Source organism: Frigoribacterium sp. CFBP 8751 (genome assembly GCF_014841545.1).
Lineage (GTDB): Bacteria > Actinomycetota > Actinomycetes > Actinomycetales > Microbacteriaceae > Frigoribacterium.
The window spans coordinates 248,519-269,168 of record NZ_JACYUB010000001.1; the positions used below are offsets into that span (position 1 = coordinate 248,519).

Annotated in this window: 19 protein-coding genes and 3 tRNA genes; 16 read left to right on the top strand and 6 right to left on the bottom strand. The window is 71.8% G+C overall.

Annotation, left to right across the window (positions count from 1 at the left end; genetic code table 11):
* Window positions 1-6 precede the first annotated feature (6 nt).
* Window positions 7-444: an Lrp/AsnC family transcriptional regulator gene (locus IFT88_RS01275; RefSeq protein ID WP_043593232.1), complete on the bottom strand. Its 438-nt coding sequence runs from the start codon at window positions 442-444 to the stop codon at window positions 7-9.
* Window positions 445-546: 102 nt separating this feature from the next.
* Between IFT88_RS01275 and ddaH the strand changes: the two genes are divergently transcribed.
* On the top strand, window positions 547-1,425 hold the full coding sequence (gene ddaH / locus IFT88_RS01280; protein WP_342212040.1) for a dimethylargininase: 879 nt from the start codon (window positions 547-549) through the stop codon (window positions 1,423-1,425).
* 3 nt (window positions 1,426-1,428) lie between these two features.
* On the opposite strand, the gene IFT88_RS01285 is transcribed toward ddaH, so the two are convergent.
* From IFT88_RS01285 to IFT88_RS01300, 4 genes are all read right to left on the bottom strand, one after another.
* Window positions 1,429-2,946, bottom strand: coding sequence for a glycosyltransferase family 39 protein (locus IFT88_RS01285; RefSeq protein WP_056228132.1), 1,518 nt, complete (start codon window positions 2,944-2,946; stop codon window positions 1,429-1,431).
* Between the two features lie 52 nt (window positions 2,947-2,998).
* A tRNA-Phe gene (locus IFT88_RS01290) sits at window positions 2,999-3,071 on the bottom strand.
* Between the two features lie 36 nt (window positions 3,072-3,107).
* Window positions 3,108-3,184 (bottom strand) — tRNA-Asp (locus IFT88_RS01295).
* A gap of 75 nt (window positions 3,185-3,259) precedes the next feature.
* A tRNA-Glu gene (locus tag IFT88_RS01300) sits at window positions 3,260-3,335 on the bottom strand.
* Between the two features lie 331 nt (window positions 3,336-3,666).
* Between IFT88_RS01300 and IFT88_RS01305 the strand changes: the two genes are divergently transcribed.
* Window positions 3,667-4,953, top strand: a complete 1,287-nt coding sequence (locus tag IFT88_RS01305) for a M23 family metallopeptidase (protein ID WP_192118446.1) — start codon at window positions 3,667-3,669, stop codon at window positions 4,951-4,953.
* 81 nt (window positions 4,954-5,034) lie between these two features.
* Here the strand turns inward: IFT88_RS01305 and ppa are convergent, their stop codons facing one another.
* Window positions 5,035-5,526: an inorganic diphosphatase gene (ppa, locus tag IFT88_RS01310; protein ID WP_043593233.1), complete on the bottom strand. Its 492-nt coding sequence runs from the start codon at window positions 5,524-5,526 to the stop codon at window positions 5,035-5,037.
* A 71-nt stretch (window positions 5,527-5,597) separates the two neighbouring features.
* Between ppa and tilS the strand changes: the two genes are divergently transcribed.
* From tilS to IFT88_RS01380, 14 genes are all read left to right on the top strand, one after another.
* Window positions 5,598-6,590 (top strand): tRNA lysidine(34) synthetase TilS, encoded by a 993-nt coding sequence (tilS, locus tag IFT88_RS01315; protein WP_137847891.1) that lies wholly within the window; start codon window positions 5,598-5,600, stop codon window positions 6,588-6,590.
* Between the two features lie 43 nt (window positions 6,591-6,633).
* The gene (gene hpt, locus IFT88_RS01320; protein ID WP_043593236.1) at window positions 6,634-7,185 is read left to right on the top strand and encodes a hypoxanthine phosphoribosyltransferase; all 552 of its coding nucleotides are present in this window, start codon (window positions 6,634-6,636) and stop codon (window positions 7,183-7,185) included.
* A gap of 125 nt (window positions 7,186-7,310) precedes the next feature.
* Window positions 7,311-9,302, top strand: a complete 1,992-nt coding sequence (ftsH, locus tag IFT88_RS01325; protein WP_043593237.1) for an ATP-dependent zinc metalloprotease FtsH — start codon at window positions 7,311-7,313, stop codon at window positions 9,300-9,302.
* Between the two features lie 88 nt (window positions 9,303-9,390).
* The gene (gene folP / locus IFT88_RS17525) at window positions 9,391-10,887 is read left to right on the top strand and encodes a dihydropteroate synthase (RefSeq protein ID WP_342212041.1); all 1,497 of its coding nucleotides are present in this window, start codon (window positions 9,391-9,393) and stop codon (window positions 10,885-10,887) included.
* Window positions 10,884-11,345: a dihydroneopterin aldolase gene (gene folB / locus IFT88_RS01335; RefSeq protein ID WP_342212042.1), complete on the top strand. Its 462-nt coding sequence runs from the start codon at window positions 10,884-10,886 to the stop codon at window positions 11,343-11,345. Before folP ends, folB begins: the two co-directional genes overlap by 4 nt.
* 11 nt (window positions 11,346-11,356) lie before the next feature.
* Window positions 11,357-11,968: a 2-amino-4-hydroxy-6-hydroxymethyldihydropteridine diphosphokinase gene (gene folK, locus IFT88_RS01340; protein WP_342212043.1), complete on the top strand. Its 612-nt coding sequence runs from the start codon at window positions 11,357-11,359 to the stop codon at window positions 11,966-11,968.
* Window positions 11,965-12,441 (top strand): DUF3180 domain-containing protein, encoded by a 477-nt coding sequence (locus IFT88_RS01345; protein WP_043595812.1) that lies wholly within the window; start codon window positions 11,965-11,967, stop codon window positions 12,439-12,441. The genes folK and IFT88_RS01345 overlap by 4 nt, the downstream gene beginning before the upstream one ends.
* 74 nt (window positions 12,442-12,515) lie before the next feature.
* Entirely contained in the window at window positions 12,516-12,995 is a 480-nt protein-coding gene (locus IFT88_RS01350) for a PH domain-containing protein (RefSeq protein ID WP_043595810.1), read from the top strand.
* The gene (locus IFT88_RS01355; protein ID WP_192118455.1) at window positions 12,992-14,827 is read left to right on the top strand and encodes a PH domain-containing protein; all 1,836 of its coding nucleotides are present in this window, start codon (window positions 12,992-12,994) and stop codon (window positions 14,825-14,827) included. The genes IFT88_RS01350 and IFT88_RS01355 overlap by 4 nt, the downstream gene beginning before the upstream one ends.
* Window positions 14,824-15,642, top strand: coding sequence for a Rossmann-like and DUF2520 domain-containing protein (locus IFT88_RS01360; protein ID WP_192118457.1), 819 nt, complete (start codon window positions 14,824-14,826; stop codon window positions 15,640-15,642). The genes IFT88_RS01355 and IFT88_RS01360 overlap by 4 nt, the downstream gene beginning before the upstream one ends.
* A 49-nt stretch (window positions 15,643-15,691) precedes the next feature.
* On the top strand, window positions 15,692-17,212 hold the full coding sequence (gene lysS / locus IFT88_RS01365) for a lysine--tRNA ligase (RefSeq protein ID WP_192118459.1): 1,521 nt from the start codon (window positions 15,692-15,694) through the stop codon (window positions 17,210-17,212).
* A 236-nt stretch (window positions 17,213-17,448) separates the two neighbouring features.
* Window positions 17,449-17,721: a hypothetical protein gene (locus IFT88_RS01370; RefSeq protein WP_192119488.1), complete on the top strand. Its 273-nt coding sequence runs from the start codon at window positions 17,449-17,451 to the stop codon at window positions 17,719-17,721.
* A gap of 372 nt (window positions 17,722-18,093) precedes the next feature.
* Window positions 18,094-19,116 (top strand): sigma-70 family RNA polymerase sigma factor, encoded by a 1,023-nt coding sequence (locus tag IFT88_RS01375; protein WP_056044073.1) that lies wholly within the window; start codon window positions 18,094-18,096, stop codon window positions 19,114-19,116.
* A gap of 413 nt (window positions 19,117-19,529) precedes the next feature.
* Complete coding sequence (locus IFT88_RS01380) at window positions 19,530-20,537, top strand: hypothetical protein (RefSeq protein ID WP_192118461.1); 1,008 nt, start codon at window positions 19,530-19,532, stop codon at window positions 20,535-20,537.
* The last annotated feature ends 113 nt before the right edge of the window (window positions 20,538-20,650 follow it).

The following is a 20,650-nucleotide window of genomic DNA, read 5'->3' on the forward strand; positions in this document are numbered from 1 at the left end:
TCGCCGTCAGGCCGAGCGGCGGCTGATGAGCTTCGACAGCACGATCGCGCTGCGCGTGTGGTCGACGTTCGGGGCGTTGCGCACGCGTTCGAGGGCCTCTTCGAGCGACGGGATGTCGCGGCTGCGCATGTGGACGATGGCGTCGGCGCTGCCGGTCACCGTGCCGGCGTCGACGACCTCGGGCACCGTGCCGAGGATGCGTTGCAGTTCTTGGGGCGAGACGGTGCCGCGGCAGAACAGCTCGACGTAGGCCTCGGTGCCGAGCCCGTCCACGGCGGGGTCGACCTGCACGGTGAATCCCTTGATCACCCCGTCGGCGACCAGGCGGTCGACGCGGCGCTTGACCGCCGAGGCGCTGAGGCCCACCGAGGCGCCGATGTCGCCGTACCCGGCACGGGCGTTCTGGCGCAGGAGGTCGATGATGCCGTAGTCGAGATTGTCCACGACAGCATGGTACGCGGATAAGATGCATCGAAGCTGACAAATACGCAAGAATATTGCGCGAGAGCCCGTCCTCGTGCGCGCTCGCGATGTGACACTGATCCGGTGAGCCTGACGATCGAACCCTCCGACCTGCCCGACGCGACCGCCCGACGGGACGCCGCCCGCGTGGCGAGCCACCGCACCATCTTGATGTGCCGACCGGAGCACTTCACCGTCAGCTACAAGATCAACCCGTGGATGGACCCCACGCAGCCGACCGACACCTCGTTGGCGCTGGCCCAGTGGCAGACCCTCTACGACACCTACGTCGGCCTCGGGTTCGACGTCGAGCTTATCGACCCCGAAGAGGGCCTGCCCGACATGGTCTACGCGGCCAACGGCGGCTTCGTCCTCGACGGCGTCGCGTACGGTGCACGATTCACCTACCCCGAGCGCCAGGCCGAGGGCCCGGCCTACATGCGCTGGTTCGCCTCGGCCGGCTTCGAGGTGGCCGAGCCCGCCGAGACCAACGAGGGCGAGGGGGACTTCCTGCTGGTCGGCGACGTCATCCTGGCCGGGACCGGCTTCCGCAGCGACTCGAGCTCGCACGACGAGATCGGTCGCGTCTTCGGGCGCGAGGTCGTCAGCCTCACCCTCGTGAACCCGAGCTTCTACCACCTGGACACCGCCATCGCCGTGCTCGACCCCGAGCCGGTGGACGGCCGCCACACCATCGCGTACCTCGAGAGCGCGTTCGACGACGCCTCGCTGGCGATCCTGCGGCAGCGCTTCCCCGATGCGATCCTCGTCAGCGAGGAGGACGCGGCCATCCTCGGGCTCAACTCGTACTCGGACGGCTACAACGTCGTGATCGCCGCCCGGGCGACCGGTTTCGAGCGGCAGCTGCGTGAGCGGGGCTACAACCCGATCGGCGTCGACCTCTCGGAACTGCTGCTCGGTGGCGGCGGCGTCAAGTGCTGCACCCTCGAGCTCCGTCGCTGACCGTCAGGCCGGTGGTCGCGCGAAGAGGTAGACGACGCTGCGTCCGGTGCGGTGCTCCTGCCGGATCTCGTAGCCCTCGTCGCGCAGCTGGCGCAGGTCGGCCTCGCTGAGGACGTCGACCGAGAGACGTGCGATCCACAGGCGGTCGACCGACGTCAGCCGGTCGGCCAGCTCGACGGCGTCGTCCTCGTCGTCGAGACGCAGGGTGACGTCCGAGTACGAGCCCGATGGCAGCCCCGACCGCACGAAGGCGACGTCGTCGAGCTCGGCGAAGCGCTCCGGGTAGGCGTAGATCGCCTGACGGGGTCGCGTCGACACGGTGCCGGTCGCGTCGAGCAGGAACGCGTCGCCCGGACGGGCCTGGCTCTCGATGTAGCTCGAGAGCTGGGAGAGGTCGCTGCCGCCCCCCTTGCCGGTCGGCAGCCGCTGCAGCACGTAGGTCGGGACCGAGGCCGTCACCAGCAGGGCGACGAGGGCGATGCTGATCCAGCGCCGCCGGAAGCCGGTGACGGCGACCGCCAGCAGCAGGCACATGCCCGGCGCCGAGAAGGTCACCAGTCTCGACGTGTACACGGGCGCCAGGACGAGCCCCAGCGCGAGCAGCAGTCCGGCGGGCAGCGCGACCCAGAGCGCGCCGAGCAACACCACGCTGCCCGGCGTCCTCGACCGGTCGCGGAGGCGGGTGCCGAGCAGGATGAGCAGGACCGCCGAGACGACGGCGAACGCCAGGCCCGTCACGAACCACGGTTCGACCAGGACCGTCCACCAGGTGACGTCGGCACCCGTCGACGGGTCGGCCACCCCCAGGAGGCGCGAGCGCTCGGCGAGGACCGTCCCGATGACCGGCGAGGTCACGAACAGGGCCGCCCCGGTCGAGACGGACCAGCCGAGGAGGCGGTGGCGGGCTCCCCGACGTCGGCGCTGTGCCGGCGCCAGCAGCAGGAAGACGCCGTGCACCACGATGATCAGGCCGAGGGGGACGAAGGTCGCGATCGACCCGGCGAGGACGGCGCCGTACCCGATCCACCAGCGTCGACGGTGACGCCGGGAGGCCACCAGCAGCAGCACGGTCACCCAGACGGCCAGCGCGGCCGAGAGCGCGTAGGGACGCGCCTCGGCGGCCTCGAGCGTGAAGCGGGGCAACACCGCGAAGATCGCCGCGGCCAGGAGCGCGGTGCGACGGGTCGTCAGCATGCGCGTCAGGACGAGCACACCGGCGGCCCCGGCCCCGACGAAGACGGCCGACGGGAACCTCGCGGCCACCTCGGCCTCGCCGAAGGCGCCGATCCAGAAGTGCATGACGAGGTAGTAGACCGTGTGCACCGCGTCGCGCTGGTGCACGAACGCCAGCAACTCGCCGAGGGGGAGGCGCGCCACCTGCAGCGTCGTCGCCTCGTCGCTCCAGTACGAGGGCACCCAGCTGAAGGCGGCCCCGAGCAGCAGCGCCGCGAGGCCGGCGACGAGCGGGTCGAGCCAGCGGCTGCGGAGGGAGACGACCGCGGGGTCGTGTCCGATGCTCACGCGGCCGTCCCGCCGTTAAACGAGTCAGGCCCCGCCTGAGCGGGGCCTTCTGTGGCTGGACACGGCATCGATCCGTGGACCTTTCGATTTTCAGTCGAACGCTCTACCAACTGAGCTACCCAGCCGTGAGGGCCTGAAGCCCCCAGGCGATGAACTCGCCTTGGCGACCCTGACCGGACTTGAACCGGCGACCTCCGCCGTGACAGGGCGGCGCGCTAACCAACTGCGCTACAGGGCCAAACTTGCTGCTGTGAGACAGCGTACTCGATGTTCTGTTGTGATTGGTGCAGGTGGTGCCTCGGTGCTGTGTCGCTGGTGACCCCAACGGGATTCGAACCCGTGCTGCCGCCGTGAAAGGGCGGTGTCCTAGGCCACTAAACGATGGGGCCGTGTCCGAGGACGTCATAGCAACCGATCACAGAGCATACGGATGATCGCGGGCAAAAGCAAAACGGGGGCGGCGTGGATCGACGCGCGCGCCTCCTCGTCCCCCGTTCTGGTCACGCGACTCGCCCGCCACTCCGTCGCGATTGCCCGGCGATCGTCGGAGCGGAGGCTAGTTTCAAGTCGTTCTTGAGAGTTCGGGCCCGCCCCCGGGTCGGCCCGCCCGTCGCCACCGCCTGCGGTGCTGTACGGGATCGCGCGCCCGGGTTACCGTGTCCCACACGGCGACCACCGGTTCACGGACTCGACGCCGTCACGACGAATCGGACCCACTCGATGACCACCACCCGCCGACCCGGTCGAGCCCGCCTGGCGAGCCTCACGTCGGGTCCCCTCGCGCCGTCGTCGCGACTCGCCCGCGTCGTCGTCTCGATCGCCGCCGCGTCCCTGTTGCTCACCGCGGGCGTCGTCGGACTGCCCGCGTCGTCGGCCCACGCGGCCTCCTACCCCTCGTGGGAGGACGTCCAGAAGGCCCGGGGCGACGAGACCGCGAAGCAGGCCGAGATCACCAACCTCGAGGGCATCCTCACCCAGATGCAGTCGGACCTCGACGCCAAGAACGCCGAGGCCGAGAAGCGGGGCGACGAGCTGCAGAAGGCCCAGTCCGCCTACGACGACGCCCAGTACAAGACCGCGCAGCTGCAGTCGCAGGCCGACGCCGCCGACGAGGTGGCCGCCGCCAGCGAGGAGCGCGCGGGTCAGCTCGCCGCCCAGCTCGGTCGCTCCGGTGGCACGAACGGCGTCAGCGGCAGCCTGATCGCCGACCCGGGTGAGGCCGGGCAGCTGCTCTACAAGCTCGGCGCGATGAGCAAGCTCACCGAGCAGGCCGACGGCATCTACTCGCAGGCCACCCAGGACCGCAACACCGCCCAGGGGCTGAGCGACCAGGCCGCCGTCGCCGAGGCCGCCCTCGCCGTGCTGGCCGACACCGCGCAGAAGGCCCTGGCCGACGCGAACGACGCCGCCCAGGCCGCGAGCGACGCCCTCGCCGCGCAGCAGGAGAACCAGGCGCGGCTCCAGGCCCAGCTCGAGACCCTCAAGACCAACGTCGACCACACCGAGGCCGAGTACCAGAAGGGCGTCGAGGAGTCCCGGGCGGCCGCGGCCGCCGCAGCGGCGGCGACCGCCGGCACGGCCCTCGGGGTCGTCTCGCCCCAGGGTTGGACCCGCCCGGCCGGCGGCAACATCTCGAGCGGCTTCGGCATGCGCGTCAACCCGGTGACGCACGCGTACATCCTGCACGCGGGCACCGACCTCGCCGCGGGCTGCAACTCGCCGATCTACGCCGCGACCGCGGGCGTCGTGACCTACGCCGGCTGGTACGGCGGCTACGGCAACTTCGTGTTGATCGACCACGGCAACGGCTTCACGACCGGGTACGGCCACCAGCCGAACGGCGGCATCATGGTCAGCGTCGGGCAGGCCGTCGGCACCGGCCAGCAGATCGGTCACGTCGGCTCGACCGGCAACTCGACCGGTTGCCACCTGCACTTCGAGACCCGCGTCGGCGGCGTCGCGCAGAACCCGCAGCCGTTCATGGCCGACCGCGGCATCCGCCTGTAGGCACCGTCCGCGGACGGCGGCACGACGTAGGGCCCGACACCAGGTGGTGTCGGGCCCTACGTCATGCCGTGGTGCGGGAGGTCAGTGTCCCTCGTCGGCCAACTTCGTGATGCCGGCCTCGACGATGGCCTCGGCCTCGGCGGCGTCGCCCCAGCCCTCGGTCTTGACCCACTTGCCGGGCTCGAGGTCCTTGTAGTGCTCGAAGAAGTGCTCGATCTCTTTGCGCAGGTACTCGGGCACGTCGGTGACGTCCTGGATGTGCTCCCAGCGCGGGTCCTTCGCGGGGACGGCGATGACCTTGGCGTCGCTGCCGCCGTCGTCGGTCATGTTGAAGACGCCGACCGGACGCACCTTGACGCCCACGCCCGGGAAGAGCGGGTAGTCGAGCAGCACGAGCACGTCGACGGGGTCGCCGTCGAGGCCGAGCGTGTTCTCGAAGAAGCCGTAGTCGGTCGGGTAGACGAACCCGGTGAACAGGACGCGGTCGAGGTAGACGCGACCGGTCTCGTGGTCGACCTCGTACTTGTTGCGGCTGCCTTTGGGGATCTCGATCACGGCGTCGTACGCGGCCATGGGTGTGCTCCTTGCGATGCGTCGTTGGGGGGTCCGACCCGACGGGTCGGCGGTGTCGCTAACGTTACAAGATGCCCGACAGACCCCGCCTGACCCCCGCGACGGCCGACGTCCGACGTGCCGTGCGCGCCTCCTTGTCCGGTCACGACGAGGGCGACCTCGTGCTCGTCGCGCTGAGCGGCGGGCCGGACTCCCTCGCGCTCGCCGCGGGGCTCGCGTTCGAGGCGCCGCGTGCGGGGCTGCGCGCCGGCGCGGTCGTCGTCGACCACGACCTGCAGGGCGACTCGCGCACCGTCGCCGCACGTGCGGCCGAGCAGGCCCGCGGCCTCGGGCTCGACCCCGTCGTCGTCGTCCGGGTCACGGTCGGCACCGAGGGCGGCCCCGAGGCGGCGGCACGCACGGCCCGCTACGACGCGCTCGCGTCCGTCGCCGCCGAGCAGGGCGCCCGCACCGTGCTGCTCGGCCACACCCGCGACGACCAGGCCGAGACGGTGCTGCTCGGCCTCACCCGGGGCAGCGGTGCGACGAGCCTGAGCGGCATGGAGGCGCGCTCGGGCCTGTACGCCCGCCCCCTCCTGGCCGTCGGCCGCTCGACCACGGCGGCGGCGTGCACCGACGCCGGCCTCGAGGCCTGGGCCGATCCGCACAACGACGATCCGACCTTCACGCGGGTGCGGCTGCGGCGGACCGTCCTGCCGATGCTCGAGCGCGAGCTGGGCCCGGGCATCACCGAGGCCCTGGCGCGCACGGCGGACGCGCTGCGCGAGGACTCGTCCGCCCTCGACCACTTCGCCGACGAACTGGCCGAAGAACTGGCCGACCACGCCGAGGCGGGCATCTCGCTCGACGTCCGGGGGCTCGCCGCGAACCCGGCGGCCCTGCGCCAGCGACTGATCCGGCTCGCGGTGCAGAGCGAGTTCGGGGTCTCGCTCAGCCGCGTCCAGACCCTCGAGGTCGCCCGGCTGGTGACGGACTGGCACGGGCAGGGGGCGGTGTCGCTGCCGGGCATTACAGTGGAACGCACCGGAGGCGCGCTGCACTTCTCGGCGACCGGCGCCTCCTGAGACCCCCCTCGGCACCCCACGACCCCAGGAGCACGACACCACCATGGAACTCAGCGACATCGAGGCCGACCTGACCAGCGTGCTCTACACCGAAGAGCAGATCCACGCCAAGATCGCCGAGGTCGCCCGGCAGGTCGAGGCCGACTACGTCGGTCGCGAGCCGCTGCTGGTGGGAGTCCTCAAGGGCGCCGTCATGGTCATGGCCGACTTCTCGCGCGAGCTCAAGCTGGCCTCGGCCATGGACTGGATGGCCGTCTCGTCGTACGGCTCGGGCACCAAGTCGTCGGGTGTCGTCCGCATCCTCAAAGACCTCGACAGCGACCTGCACGGCCGCGACGTCATCATCGTCGAGGACATCATCGACTCGGGCCTGACGCTGTCGTGGCTGCTCGAGAACCTGCAGAAGCGCGGGGCGGCGTCGGTCGAGATCTTCGCGCTCTTCCGCAAGCCGGCCGCCGCCAAGGTCGCCGTCGACGTCAAGTACGTCGGCTTCGAGATCCCGAACGACTTCGTCATCGGCTACGGCCTCGACTACGACGAGAAGTACCGCAACCTGCGCGGTGTCGGGGTGCTGGCCCCGCACGTCTACAGCTAGCGGTCCGCTCCCGGGCGGGGCCGATCAAGCCCTCGGCGAACACCCATCCAGGGCATAGCAGCCCCGATGTACCCTTTTGCTCACGTTCTTCCTGCAGAAAGGTGTCGGGCGTCGCCCGTACTGACATGGACTTCAAGAAACTCTTCCGCGGTCCGATCATCTACATCGTGATCGCGGTCATCGGCATCGGCATCGGGTGGAGCCTCATCAGTGGGGCGGGCACGACCCAGATCTCGACCCAGAAGGGCCTCGAGGCGATCCAGACCGACAAGGTCAAGTCGGCGACGATCTTCAGCAACGAGCAGCGCGTCGACCTCGTCCTGAAGGACGGCGACAAGGCCGAGCAGTTCTACTACGCGACGCCGCGTGGCTCCGAGGTCGTCGACGCCGTCACCGATGCGAACCTCGAGAACTTCGACGACACCGTCACGCAGACCAGCTGGTTCATGTCGCTGCTCAGCATCCTGCTGCCGTTCCTGATCATCGGCGTCATCTTCTGGTTCCTGCTCTCGTCCATGCAGGGCGGTGGCAGCAAGGTCATGCAGTTCGGCAAGTCCAAGGCCAAGCTGGCCTCGAAAGAGACGCCGCAGGTCATGTTCACCGACGTCGCCGGGGCCGACGAGGCGATCGAAGAGCTCGAAGAGATCAAAGAGTTCCTGAAAGAGCCGGCCAAGTTCCAGGCCGTCGGCGCCCGCATCCCCAAGGGCGTGCTGCTCTACGGCCCTCCCGGCACCGGCAAGACCCTGCTCGCCCGCGCCGTCGCCGGCGAGGCCGGCGTGCCCTTCTTCTCGATCTCGGGGTCGGACTTCGTCGAGATGTTCGTCGGCGTCGGCGCCAGCCGCGTCCGCGACCTGTTCGAACAGGCCAAGCAGAACAGCCCGGCGATCATCTTCGTCGACGAGATCGACGCCGTCGGTCGTCACCGCGGTGCCGGCATCGGCGGCGGCAACGACGAGCGCGAGCAGACCCTCAACCAGCTGCTGGTCGAGATGGACGGCTTCGACGTCAAGACCAACGTCATCCTGATCGCCGCGACCAACCGTCCCGACGTGCTCGACCCGGCCCTGCTGCGCCCCGGTCGCTTCGACCGCCAGATCGGCGTCGACGCTCCGGGCCTCGACGGCCGCAAGCAGATCCTCGAGGTGCACGGCAAGGGCAAGCCCCTCGCCGCCTCGGTCAACCTCGAGGTCCTGGCCCGCAAGACGCCCGGCTTCACGGGTGCCGACCTGGCCAACGTCCTCAACGAGGCCGCCCTGCTGACGGCACGCTCGAACGCGCAGCTGATCGACAACCGCGCCCTCGACGAGGCCGTCGACCGCGTCATGGCCGGTCCGCAGCGCCGCAGCCGCATCATGAACGACCACGAGAAGCTCATCACCGCGTACCACGAGGGTGGTCACGCCCTCGCCGCCGCGGCGATGCGCCACACCGACCCCGTGACCAAGATCACGATCCTGCCCCGCGGTCGTGCCCTGGGCTACACGATGGTCCTCCCCCTCGAAGACAAGTACTCGGTCACCCGCAACGAGCTGCTCGACCAGCTCACGTACGCCATGGGCGGTCGTGTCGCCGAAGAGCTCGTCTTCCACGACCCGACCACCGGCGCCTCGAACGACATCGAGAAGGCCACGGCGACCGCCCGCAAGATGGTCACCGAGTACGGCATGAGCAACAAGGTCGGTTCGGTCAAGCTCGGCCAGGCGTCGGGCGAGATGATGATGGGCCGCGACGGCAGCTCGCGCGACTACTCCGAGAACATCGCCGAGACGGTCGACGCCGAGGTGCGCGTGCTGCTCGAGCAGGCGCACGACGAGGCGTGGCAGGTCATCAACGACAACCGCGACGTGCTCGACTTCCTCGCCCGCGAGCTGCTCGAGAAAGAGACCCTCGACCACGACGAGCTGGCCGAGATCTTCAAGGACGTCCGCAAGCTCCCCGAGCGTCCCCAGTGGCTCTCGAGCGACAAGCGTCCGGTGTCGGACCGCCCGGCGATCCCCATGCCGACGAAGTCGCCCGTCGACGCCGAAGCCGTCGACGGGGGCGTCGACTCCGAGCCGACGACCAAGCCGGCCCGCACGCGCCCGCCCCGCACGACGCCCGGCATCGCCACGGCCTGACGCACGACCGGCCCGACCGGCTGCGCCGAGGCGCAGCCGGTCGCTAGCCTGAGGGCTCGTCCCGAGCACCGAACGGAGGTACCGCTTCGTGACCGACCCGTCCCGCGGCACCCCCGCCGCGTCCGGTGACGACATCCGTCCGACCACTGCGGCCCGAGAGGGTGGCGACGCCCCGTCGAAGCGTCCTCGTGGTCGTGAGCGGTACCCGGCGGACGTCGTGGTCGACGCGCCACCCGCCTCTGCCCGGGCGGCCGCCGACGGGCTCGCCGCGGGTCCGATCACGCAGGGACGACTCGTCCTGGCGCAGAACGAGACCGCGGCCGTCCGTCCTCCGGCCCAGTTGCCGCCCGTCACGCACACGCCCGCGACGACCCCCGCGACCAGCCTCCCCGCCGAGGTGCCCGTCGCCGCGCAGCCGCCCGCCGTGGCTGCCGCCGTCCGCCCCGCGACCGGTGATCCCGGCCCCGCCCCTGCCGAGACCTCGGCGGCCGTGGCTCCCGCCGGCCGCTCGGGGCGTCGGCTGGTGGCCGGTGGCCGGTTCGAGGGGCCGCTGCACGAGCGGTCGTTCGACGAGGCCGACCCCGTGCTCGAGGCCCGGCCACGACCCGAGCGGCAGCGCAGCGGTTCGCACGCGGCACCGGCGGTGCATGACCGGGTCGCGACCGGCCCGGGGCCGGACGCCGCGCCTCCTGAGCCGGTCCTCCGACGCTCGCGCGACCGGTCCACCGTCCGACGACCCGGCCCGGCCGTCATGGGCGTGCTCAACGTCACGCCCGACTCGTTCAGCGACGGCGGTCGTCATCTCGACCTCGACGCCGCCCTGACCCACGCCCGCACCCTCGTCTCGCGGGGGGCCGACATCGTCGACGTCGGCGGGGAGTCGACCCGGCCCGGTGCCGCCCGCGTCGAGCCGGCCGACGAGCTCCGTCGAGTGCTGCCGGTCGTGCGTCAGCTCGCGTCCGAGGGGGTGCGCGTCAGCATCGACACGATGAACGCGTCGACCGCCGCCGCCGCACTCGAGGCCGGTGCCGAGATCGTCAACGACGTGTCGGGCGGTCTCGCCGACGTCGACATGGCCCGGGTCGTCGCCGAGAGCGGCCGCACCTTCGTGGTCATGCACTGGCGCGGTCGACTCGACGGCTCGGGGCACGCACCTTCCGCGGCGTCGCGCGACTACGACGGCGACGTCGTCGGCACCGTCGCCGACGAGCTCGCCGCACGGGTGGACGACCTCGTGACCCGGGGCGTCGACCCGTCGACGATCGTCCTCGATCCCGGCCTGGGATTCTCGAAGGACGCCACCCAGAACTGGCAGCTGCTGGCCCACCTCGACGTGCTCGGTGGCCTCGGCCTGCCCGTTCTCGTCGCCGCGTCGCGCAAGCGGTTCCTGGCCGACCTCCTGCCCGAGGGCGCGCCGCCCGTCGACCGCGACCCCGCGACCGCCGTGATCAGCGTGCTGGCGGCGCAGGCCGACGTCTGGGGCGTGCGCGTGCACGACGTCGCCGGCACCCGGGCGGCCCTCGACGTGCTGCAGGCCTGGACCGAAGCCGCCGCGGCTCCCCGACGACCGGCGAGGCACGCGTGAGCGGCGGCGCGACCGGGCCCGACGGCCTGCCCGGGCGCGAGCACGACTCCGTCGCCACGACCGGTCCGGCCGGCGTGCCGGCCCTCCGTGCCCGCGGCCTCGACGTGCTGCGTCTCGGCGGCGTGCGGGCCACCGGCCACCACGGCGTCTTCGACCACGAGCGCCGCGACGGTCAGGAGTTCGTCATCGACGTCGTCGTGCACCTCGACACCTCTCCGGCGGCGTCCGGCGACGACCTCGGCGAGACCGTGCACTACGGAGTCCTGGCCGAAGAGATCGTGGCCGCCGTCGAGCGCGACCCGGTCGACCTGATCGAGACCCTCGCCGAGCGCCTCGCCGGCGTCGTACTCGCGCACCGAGCGGCCGTCGCCACCGAGGTCACCGTGCACAAGCCGGGGGCCCCCATCACCGTGCCGTTCGGCGACGTGTCGATCACCATCAGCCGGGAGCGAGCGTGAGCGTGCTGAGCGTGAGCGTGCCGCGCGTCCGCCGTGCGGTGATCGCCCTCGGCTCGAACCTCGGCGACCGCGACACCCTGCTGCGCGACGCCGTCCGGGCCGTCGACGCGACGCCGGGCATCACGGTGGTCGCCGCGTCCGCCCCCGTGTCGTCGACCGCCGTCACGCTCGACGGCCTCGATCCGAGCAAGCCGACCTACCTCAACGCCGTGCTGCTCGCCGACGTCACGCTCGACGACGACGCCCTGCTCGACGCGCTGCAGGCGATCGAGGCCACGCACGGGCGCACCCGCGACGTGCGGTGGGGCGACCGGACCCTCGACCTCGACGTCGTCGCCCTCGACGACGAGCGCATCGACACCGAGCGCCTCCAGGTGCCGCACCCCCGCGCCGCCGAGCGCGCGTTCGTGCTCGAGCCCTGGCTCCGGCTCGACCCGGAGGCGCGGCTCGCCGGAGCAGGGCTGGTCGCCGACCTCGCGTCCCGCCTCACCGAGCGCACGAGGCCCGTGCCGGGGGCGACCTCGCTGCTTGACCCCGAGCCCGACCCTCCGCTGACCGACGCACCGTCCGACCACGGGTCCGCCCACGACCCGACCACCGACCCCAGCCCAGGAGCCCCGTGAAGCACACCCGCCCCTCCACCCTGGTCGGCCTGATCATCGTGGCCGTGGCCGCCGGCTTCGTCCTCGACTCGGTGCTGGTCGCCATGCGTCAGCCGTCCATCGTGCTGCCCGTCGCCCTCGGCCTCGTGCTGCTCGGCATCGGCGGGGTCGTCGTCTCGATGGCCGTGCCCGTGCACCGCGTCGCGACCGGGTCGAGCAAGGAGCGCGTCGACCCCTACTACGCGACGCGCGTGCTGCTGCTGGCCAAGGCGAGCAGCCTGTCCGGCGCCCTGTTCGGCGGCTTCGCCGGGGGAGTCCTGCTGTTCGTCCTCTCGCGTGGCGTGGGGGTCGCTGTAGGCTCGCTCGTGCCCGCGATCGTCGCCGTCGTCGGCGGTGTGGGGCTGCTGGTGGCCGGCATCGTCGCCGAACGCATGTGCACCGTCCCGCCCGCCGACGACGAGAACGGCCAGGGCCCGGGGACGCAAGCGGTCTGACCGCCCGCGGCCCCGCCGCCGTCGCACCACACCGCTGCCGCACGACACCGCCGCCGACCGGAAGAGACGCCGACATGGACCGACTCGACATCCCCGACGCGCAGTGGACCCGCGTCTCGCCCCGGTACGTCTGGCCCGAGCTGATCGGCTACGTCGTCACCGGGCTGATCGTGGCCGCCGCCACCGTCCCGCTCTGGTTCATCGGCGAGTGGTGGACCTACGCGATCACCGCCGCCGTCGTGCTCGTGACGATCGTCGTCGCCGCCCTGACCCCGCGTCGGGTCCGGGCGATCGGCTACCAGCTGCGCGAGGACGACCTGCTGCTGCGCAAGGGCATCCTGTACCTGCGGGTCGTCGCCGTGCCCTACGGCCGCATGCAGCTCATCGACATCAACCGGGGCCCGGTCGTCCGGGCGCTCGGTCTCAGCGACCTGAAGTTCGTCACCGCGGCCGCGGCCTCGGCCGTGACGATCCCGGGCGTCCCCGCCGACGAGGCCGAGCGGCTGCGCGACCGCCTCGTCGAGCTGGCCGAATCGCGGCGGGCCGGCCTGTGAGCGACCCCCGCACCGGTGCGGACGGGGGCGGGGGCCGACCCGCGCCTCCGGACGTCGCCGCCCTCACCGACGGCGAGTGGCACCGCCTGCACCCGGCCACCCCGCTGCTCAAGGGCGGCATCGCGCTGGCCGCGGTGCTCGTCATCCTGTTCAACAACGCGCGCGAGTACGTCGTCGAGCTGTTCGTGCCCGGCGGTCGGCGGGGCGACGAGGGCGACCCGTTCGGGTACGTCGTCGACCAGGGCTGGCTGGGCCTGCTGCTGCTCGCCGTGGTCGTGGTCATCGCCCTGTTCGTCGGCGGGTTCTGGCTGTCGTGGCGCATGCACACCTTCCGGGTCGGCGAGGACGTGGTCGAGGTGCGCAGCGGCATCGTGTTCCGCACGAACCGGCGGGCGCGGCTCGACCGCATCCAGGGGATCAACATCCAGCGTCCGCTGCTGGCCCGCGTCTTCGGCGCCGCCAAGCTCGAGGTCAACCAGGCCGGCCAGGACGCCAACGTCAACCTCGCCTACCTGCGGTCGGCGTCGGCGGACGACCTGCGCCGCGAGATCCTGCGGCGCGCGGGCGGGGCGCAGCAGCCGCACGCGCCGGCCCCGAGTGCGGCCGGTTCGCCGGTCGAGGCGCCAGCCGCCGGCACGGGCGATGTGACCGACGCCGCCGCCGTCGCGGGGACCGCGGGTCCGGGTCACCCCGACGCCCACGCTCCGCACCGCCAGGGCTTCGGCGGCCTCGTCGAGCAGCGCGCGAACGAGTTCCTCGCGCCCGAGCTCGACCCCGACGAGGCGCCGCCGCAGTCCGTCGTGGCCCTCTCGCCCGGCCGCCTGATCGGGTCGACCGTCCTCAGCGGTTACACCCTCTTCCTGCTGGCCGCCGTCGTGGCGATCGTGATCAGCGTGGTGACGACGGGCGAGTGGTTCCTGCTCTTCGTGCTGCTGCCGGCCGTGCTCGGGTCGGGCGGGTTCTACGTCAACCGCATCACGAAGTCGCTGCGCTACACGATCGCGGGCACGCGCGACGGGGTCCGCATCGGCTACGGCCTGTTCTCGACCTCGAACGAGACGCTGCCGCCCGGCCGCATCCATTCGGTCAAGGTCAGCCAACCGCTGCTCTGGCGCCCGTTCGGCTGGTGGGACGTCAAGATCAACCGCGCCTCGCGCTCGAGCACCAAGGGTGCCGCCGGACAAGAGAACACGACGATCCTGCCGGTCGGCGACGAGGACGACGTCCGCCGCGTCCTCGAACTCGTCCTGCCCGAGCTGGTCGGCGTGGCCGCCGTGGGCGTCGCCGCCGAGGAGGCGCGGGCCGGGTCGAGCGCGTCGGCCGACGTCCCCGAGGCGGTCGCCTCCGCGACAGGCCCGGAGACGGATGCCTCCGTGGCCGGCGACGCCGCGCCCCCTGCCGTCCGCGACGCCGTCGAGGCGACGACCGAGCACACCCTCTCGCTCGTCGAGGGCGGCCTGAGGTCGAGCGGCACCGACGGCGGGTTCACCGTGTCGCCGCGGCGGGCCGCCGTGCTGCGCTGGTTCTCGTGGCGGCGCAACGGGTTCCGCTCTGCACCGGGCGCGCTGCTGCTGCGCAAGGGCGCGATCTGGCGTCAGCTCGTCATCGTGCCGCTGCCCCGGGTGCAGAGCGTCGGCCTGGTGCAGGGTCCGTTGCGCCGCCGGCTGCGGCTCGCGACCGTGCACCTGCACACCGTCCAGGGGCCGATCGTGGCCGAGATCGGCGCGCTCGACCAGGACGACGCCCTCGGCTTCTTCACGACCGCCAGCCGCGAGGCGGTCGCCGCCGCCCACGCCGACCGCACCCACCGCTGGAGCGAGGAGACCCCATGACCGACCCCCGCGACCCCCGCGACTCGCGCGACGCCACCCGCCGGCCCGCGGGCGGCTCCGACCGCCGCAGCGGCCGCCTCGGCGTGGGCATCGTCGGTGCCGGTCGGGTCGGGCCCGTGCTCGGCGCCGCACTCGCCGCCGCGGGTCACGCGATCGTCGGCATCTCGGCCGTGTCCGAGCGCAGCCGCGATCGGGCCGAGGCGATCCTGCCGGGCGTGCCCGTGCTGACCGTGCCCGAGATCGTCGAGCGCAGCGAACTCGTGCTGCTCGCCGTGCCCGACGACCAGCTCGCGGACCTCGTGCAGGGCCTCGCGGCGACGGGCACCTGGCAGCCCGGCCAGCTCGTCGTGCACACGTCTCCCCGGCACGGGCTCGAGGTGCTGCGGCCCGCGCTCTCGTCGGGGGCGATCCCGCTGGCGATCCACCCGGCCCTCGCCTTCACGGGCACGACCATCGACCTCGTCCGGCTGCGTGACGCGTGGTGCGCCGTCACCGCGCCGACCCCCGTCCAGCCGATCGGCCAGGCGCTCGTCGTCGAGATGGGAGCCGAGCCCGTCATCGTGGCCGAGGCCGACCGGGAGCGCTACGCCGAGGCGATCGCGACGGCCACCGAGTTCTCGGCCGCGATCGTCGCGCAGTCGGTCGGACTGCTGACCGAGCTGGGCCTGCCCGAGCCCGGCCGCCTGCTCGCGCCGCTGATGCGGTCGGCCATGGACGCCGCCCTCGGCGAGGCCAGCGGCGCGGTCGGCCCCGGTACCATCGACATGGCCTCGTTCGACGACGGCCCCACCGCGTTCGGTGACCCGCGCGCCTGACCCGGCCCGCGCCTCCCGCCCCCTCCACCACCCCAGGAGCACCTGACACATGACCGCCGCGCCCGACCCGACCACCACCCCCGACGACGAGGCGGCCACCGCCGCGCGCGAGGCGTCGGAGCAGAAGCAGGTGCGACTCGACAAGCGCGCCCGCCTGCTCGAGGCCGGCGTCGAGGCGTACCCGGTCGGCGTGCCGATCACCGACACGATCGGTGCGGTCCGCGCCCGGTACGCCGAGCTCGAGACCGACAGCCGCTCGGGTGACGTCGTCGGCCTCGCCGGTCGCGTCGTGCACGCCCGCAACACCGGCAAGCTCTGCTTCGCCGCGCTGCAGGCGGGCGACGGCAGCCGCATCCAGGCCATGGTCTCGCTGGCCGAGGTGGGCGAGCAGCGCCTCGCCGACTGGAAAGAGCTGGTCGACCTGGGCGACCACGTCTTCGTCAAGGGCGAGGTCATCTCGTCGCGTCGCGGCGAGCTGTCGATCATGGTCACCGAGTGGTCCATCGCGGCCAAGGCGATCCTGCCGCTGCCGAACCTGCACTCCGAGCTCAGCGAAGAGACGCGCGTGCGCCAGCGCTACCTCGACCTGATCGTGCGCGACCAGGCCCGCGCCACCGTCCGCGCCCGGGCCGCTGCGGTCTCGTCGCTGCGCCGCACCTTCGACTCGTACGAGTACCTCGAGGTCGAGACGCCCATGCTGCAGACGATGCACGGCGGCGCCGCGGCCCGTCCGTTCCAGACGCACAGCAACGCGTTCGACACCGAGCTCTACCTGCGCATCGCGCCCGAGCTGTTCCTCAAGCGGGCCGTCGTCGGCGGCATCGACCGCGTCTTCGAGATCAACCGCAACTTCCGCAACGAGGGCGCCGACTCGACGCACTCGCCCGAGTTCGCGATGGTCGAGGCGTACCAGGCCTACGGCGACTACGACCAGATGGCCCGACTCACGCAAGAGCTCGTGCAGAACGCCGCCATGGCCGTGTCCGGTTCGCACCTCGTCACCCTGGCCGACGGCACCGAGTACGACCTCGGCGGCGAGTGGGCCCGCGTGCCGATGTACGAGTCGCTCAGCGAGGCCGCCGGAGTCGAGATCACGCCGTCGACCACCGTCGCCGACCTGCAGGCGCTCGCCACAACCGTCGACCTGGTCGTTCCGCACGAGACCCACGGCAAGCTCGTCGAAGAACTCTGGGAGCACTTCGTCAAGCCGTCGCTCGACCGCCCGACCTTCGTGGTCGACTTCCCGGTCGACACGAGCCCGCTCGTCCGCCAGCACCGCTCCAAGCCCGGCGTCGTCGAGAAGTGGGACCTCTACGTCCGCGGCTTCGAGCTCGCCACCGCGTACTCCGAGCTGGTCGACCCCGTCATCCAGCGCGAGCGCTTCGTCGAGCAGGCCGCCCTCTCGGCCCGCGGCGACGCCGAGGCCATGCGCCTCGACGACGACTTCCTCACCGCGCTCGAGCACGGCATGCCGCCGAGCGGCGGCATGGGCATGGGCATCGACCGCCTCCTGATGGCGATCACGGGCCTCGGCATCCGCGAGACGATCCTCTTCCCGCTGGTCAAGTAAGCGGCGGGCGGCGAGTCTGCTCGTCCGCCCGTGAACCACGTTCCGTGCGATGAACCCCGAGTCTTCGTGGTTCATCGCGCGGGACGTGGTTCGTGGGGTGCTCGAGTGCTCGAGTGCTCGAGTGCTCGAGTGCTCGAGTTCAGGAGGCGCGGTGCCGGTCGGGCACCGCGCCTCCGTCGTCTCGTCGTCGAGAGGTGCACGTGGTTTTCCCCGGGAGGGCGACGTACCCTGGTCGGGTGCCTGAGTCCCTTGCCGGAGCCATCGTCTTCTCCGTGACGCCCACCATCGTCGTGGGCCTCATCTTCTGGTTCATCGTCCGGGCACTGCTGCGCTCCGACCGCACCGAGCGGGCCGTCTACGCCAGGGTCGAGGCCGAAGAGCGCGCCAAGGCCGAGGCCGAGGAGCGCGCTGAGTCGCGCGACCTGGCCGACCTCGCCGACCGCGCCGGCGTCGCCGCTCGAGCCGACCGCAGCGGTCGCGCCGACCGCAGCGGTCGCAGCGCGGTCTGACCTCGGTCCGTCCCACCACCGGGGGCGTCGCCGACGCGCGCGTCCTCGGGTCACGGCACCGCGCCTCCTGGGCTCGCGGTGCCGTTCGTCGTACCCCGACAGATCAGCGGCCGAGTTTCCGGTGAGCGACCTGGGAATGTGTACCCCCGGCGTGATAGCGGTCGCCTATACCCGATCGGGGCTGCTGTCAAACGTCGTTCGCCTTCGTACCCCGTCGACGTCGAAACTCTGGACGTGCGCTCGGAGTAGTCCCGTCAGGGCCTGCACCAGCTTTTTCCCGCACGCCTCCGCACGCCAGACTCGAAGTACGCCGACGAGCTTCACGAACTAATCGACGCGACACCAGGTCAGTACTCGAGCAGGGAGAGAACGATGACGACCACTTCCGTCACCACGCGCAACACCACCACAGCCACCGACGACACCGAGGTCGAGGTCCTGTCGCAGGTCCGAGGGGCCTCCACCGACCAGGTCGGCGACTACCTCCGCCACATCGGCCGCATGCCACTGCTCGACGCAGCGGAAGAGACCGAGATCGCCCGCCGCATCGAGGTCGGCCTGTTCGCCGGCGAGAAGCTCAAAGAGCTGCAGGCGGCCGACGCGGTCAAGAAGAACCGCACCAAGGCCCACGCCGAGATGCTCCGCGACCTCCGCTGGCTGCAGCACGACGGCGAGCGTGCGAAGGACCGCATGATCACCGCGAACCTCCGCCTCGTCGTCAGCATCGCCAAGCGCTACACGCAGCGCGGCCTGCCCTTCATGGACGTCATCCAGGAGGGCAACCTCGGGCTGGTCCGTGCCGTCGAGAAGTTCGACTACACGCAGGGCTACAAGTTCTCGACCTACGCCACCTGGTGGATCCGTCAGGCCATCGCCCGCGGCCTCGCCGACAAGGCGCGCGCCATCCGCATCCCGGTGCACACGGTCGAGCGCATCAACCGCATCTCGCGGGCCGAGCGCGACCTGACCGTCGACCTGGGCCGTGCGCCCACCGTCGACGAGGTGGCCGAAGAGGTCGCCATGGACGTCGCCGACCTCATCGAGCTCAAGTCCCGTTCGCACGAGCCGGTGTCGATCCACACCGTCGTCGGCGATGCCGAAGACAGCGAGCTGGGCGACTTCATCGAGGACGAAGAGACCCCGTCGCCCACGCAGGCCACCGAGAGCTCGCTGCTCAACCGCGACATGCACGCCCTCGTGGCGACGCTGCCCGAGGACGAGGCGCGCGTGATCCGCATGCGCTTCGGCCTGGACGACGACCAGCCGATGACCCTCGACGAGATCTCGAAGCGCGTCCACTCGTCACGCCAAGCCGTCTCGCGCGTCGAGAGCCGTGCCCGCCTCCGCATGTTCGCGAAGGCCGTCAGCCAGGACCTGCAGCTCTACCTGCAGTAGGTCGTCTGCGGTCACGCCGCACGCCGCATGCCGCACCACGCGAGGGCCGTCGCCCCGGGTCATCCCGGGGCGGCGGCCCTCCGTCATGCCCGGGCCCTCGCATCGGCCCGCCTCGCCGGTCGTGCGTGGTCTCCCGCACCGCGCCTCCTCGGCCTCGGACCCTCGAGTGGGCAGAAGATGCTCGTCCGGAGTCGGCGAGCAGCATCCTCTGCCCACTCGTCGCCGTTCGGTCGTGCCAGCCGGAGTCCCGTTCTGCCGAGTGGGCAGAAGGTGCCCTTCGGGGGTCGTCGAGGAGCATCTTCTGCCCACTCGGGCGGTGGGTCGTCTGGTCCCCAGGGCCGATGTACTCACGCCTGTCCCCAGGCGACGACATCAGGAGGCGCGGGCCGCGTCCCGGCGGTCAGTCTCGACGGGTGCCGCGCATCGTCGTCCCCCTTCCGCTTGCCGATCGCCCCTTCGCCGTCGACGAGGCCCGCCGTGCGGGTCTCGGGGTCGGGCGTCTCCGGGGTGCCGACCTCGAGGCTCCGCACCGCGGCGTCCGGCGCCTCGTCGGCCGGGGCTCCGAACCGCACGACCCGGACGACCCGCACGACCCGCACGACCCGCAGACCGCCCTGCTGGCGAGTGCCCGGGCGTTGCTTCCGGTGATGCTCGACGACTGGCGTTTCTCCCGGGTGACGGCCCTGGGTCTCTGGGGGCTCCCGGTGCCGTGGCGGGTCCGCGACGGCGGAGAACCCCTGCACGTCACCTCGACCGACGGACGGGGTCCACGTCGGCCGGGCGTCGTGACGCACCGGGCACGGTCGTCCCTCGACGTCCAGGGTGTGACGAGTGCGGGTGCGGCATCGGCCGGGCCAGCTCGTCTGAGGTTGCTGGCCGACGGTCTGCCGGTCGACGATCCGGTCGTCGCCTGGGTGGAGAGCGGGTCTCTGATGACGGTCGACGACCTCGTGCGTGCCGGCGATGCACTCCTCGGCTCCTGGTCCGAGTTCGACGTGGCAAGAGGGCGCACCGTCGACGAACTCCGACGCGCGGTGGCGTCTGCCCGGGGTCGACGTGGTGTGGGACGTGTACGCGAGGCCCTCGAGCTCGTGCGGCCCGGGGTCGAGTCGCCGAAGGAGACCGAGCTACGCCTCCTCCTGCTGCGGGCTGGGCTTCCCGAACCCGAGATCAACGTGCGCACGTACGACGATCGCGGGCGTTACCTCGGCAGGCCCGACCTCCGGTACGCGTGGTGCAAGCTCGCCGTCGAGTACGAGGGCGACGAACACCGCCGCGATCCGTGGAGGTTCCGCACCGACATCCTCCGCCGTGAGCGCTTTGCCGACGCCGGGTGGTGGACCGTCCGATGCACGGACGACGACCTCCGCGGCCGCCGGGCCGACGAGCTCGTCGCCCGCGTGCGTCGTCGCCTCTCGTGACGCGATCGAGTGGGCAGAAGATGCTGTTCGTCGGGGTCCGAGCAGCATCTTCTGCCCACCCGGCCGATCGTTGGTCGGCCCCTCGGGCCCGGACGACCGTCGACAGGGGAGGC

Excerpts from the sequence above, each read along its gene's own strand:
- IFT88_RS01375 (WP_056044073.1), top strand. The coding sequence starts at position 18,094 with ATGACGACCACTTCCGTCACCACGCGCAACACCACCACAGCCACCGAC.
- tilS (WP_137847891.1), top strand. The coding sequence starts at position 5,598 with ATGCCCGACAGACCCCGCCTGACCCCCGCGACGGCCGACGTCCGACGT.
- ftsH (WP_043593237.1), top strand. The coding sequence starts at position 7,311 with ATGGACTTCAAGAAACTCTTCCGCGGTCCGATCATCTACATCGTGATC.
- hpt (WP_043593236.1), top strand. The coding sequence starts at position 6,634 with ATGGAACTCAGCGACATCGAGGCCGACCTGACCAGCGTGCTCTACACC.
- IFT88_RS01360 (WP_192118457.1), top strand. The coding sequence starts at position 14,824 with ATGACCGACCCCCGCGACCCCCGCGACTCGCGCGACGCCACCCGCCGG.
- ppa (WP_043593233.1), bottom strand. The coding sequence starts at position 5,526 with ATGGCCGCGTACGACGCCGTGATCGAGATCCCCAAAGGCAGCCGCAAC.
- IFT88_RS01350 (WP_043595810.1), top strand. The coding sequence starts at position 12,516 with ATGGACCGACTCGACATCCCCGACGCGCAGTGGACCCGCGTCTCGCCC.
- IFT88_RS01305 (WP_192118446.1), top strand. The coding sequence starts at position 3,667 with ATGACCACCACCCGCCGACCCGGTCGAGCCCGCCTGGCGAGCCTCACG.
- lysS (WP_192118459.1), top strand. The coding sequence starts at position 15,692 with ATGACCGCCGCGCCCGACCCGACCACCACCCCCGACGACGAGGCGGCC.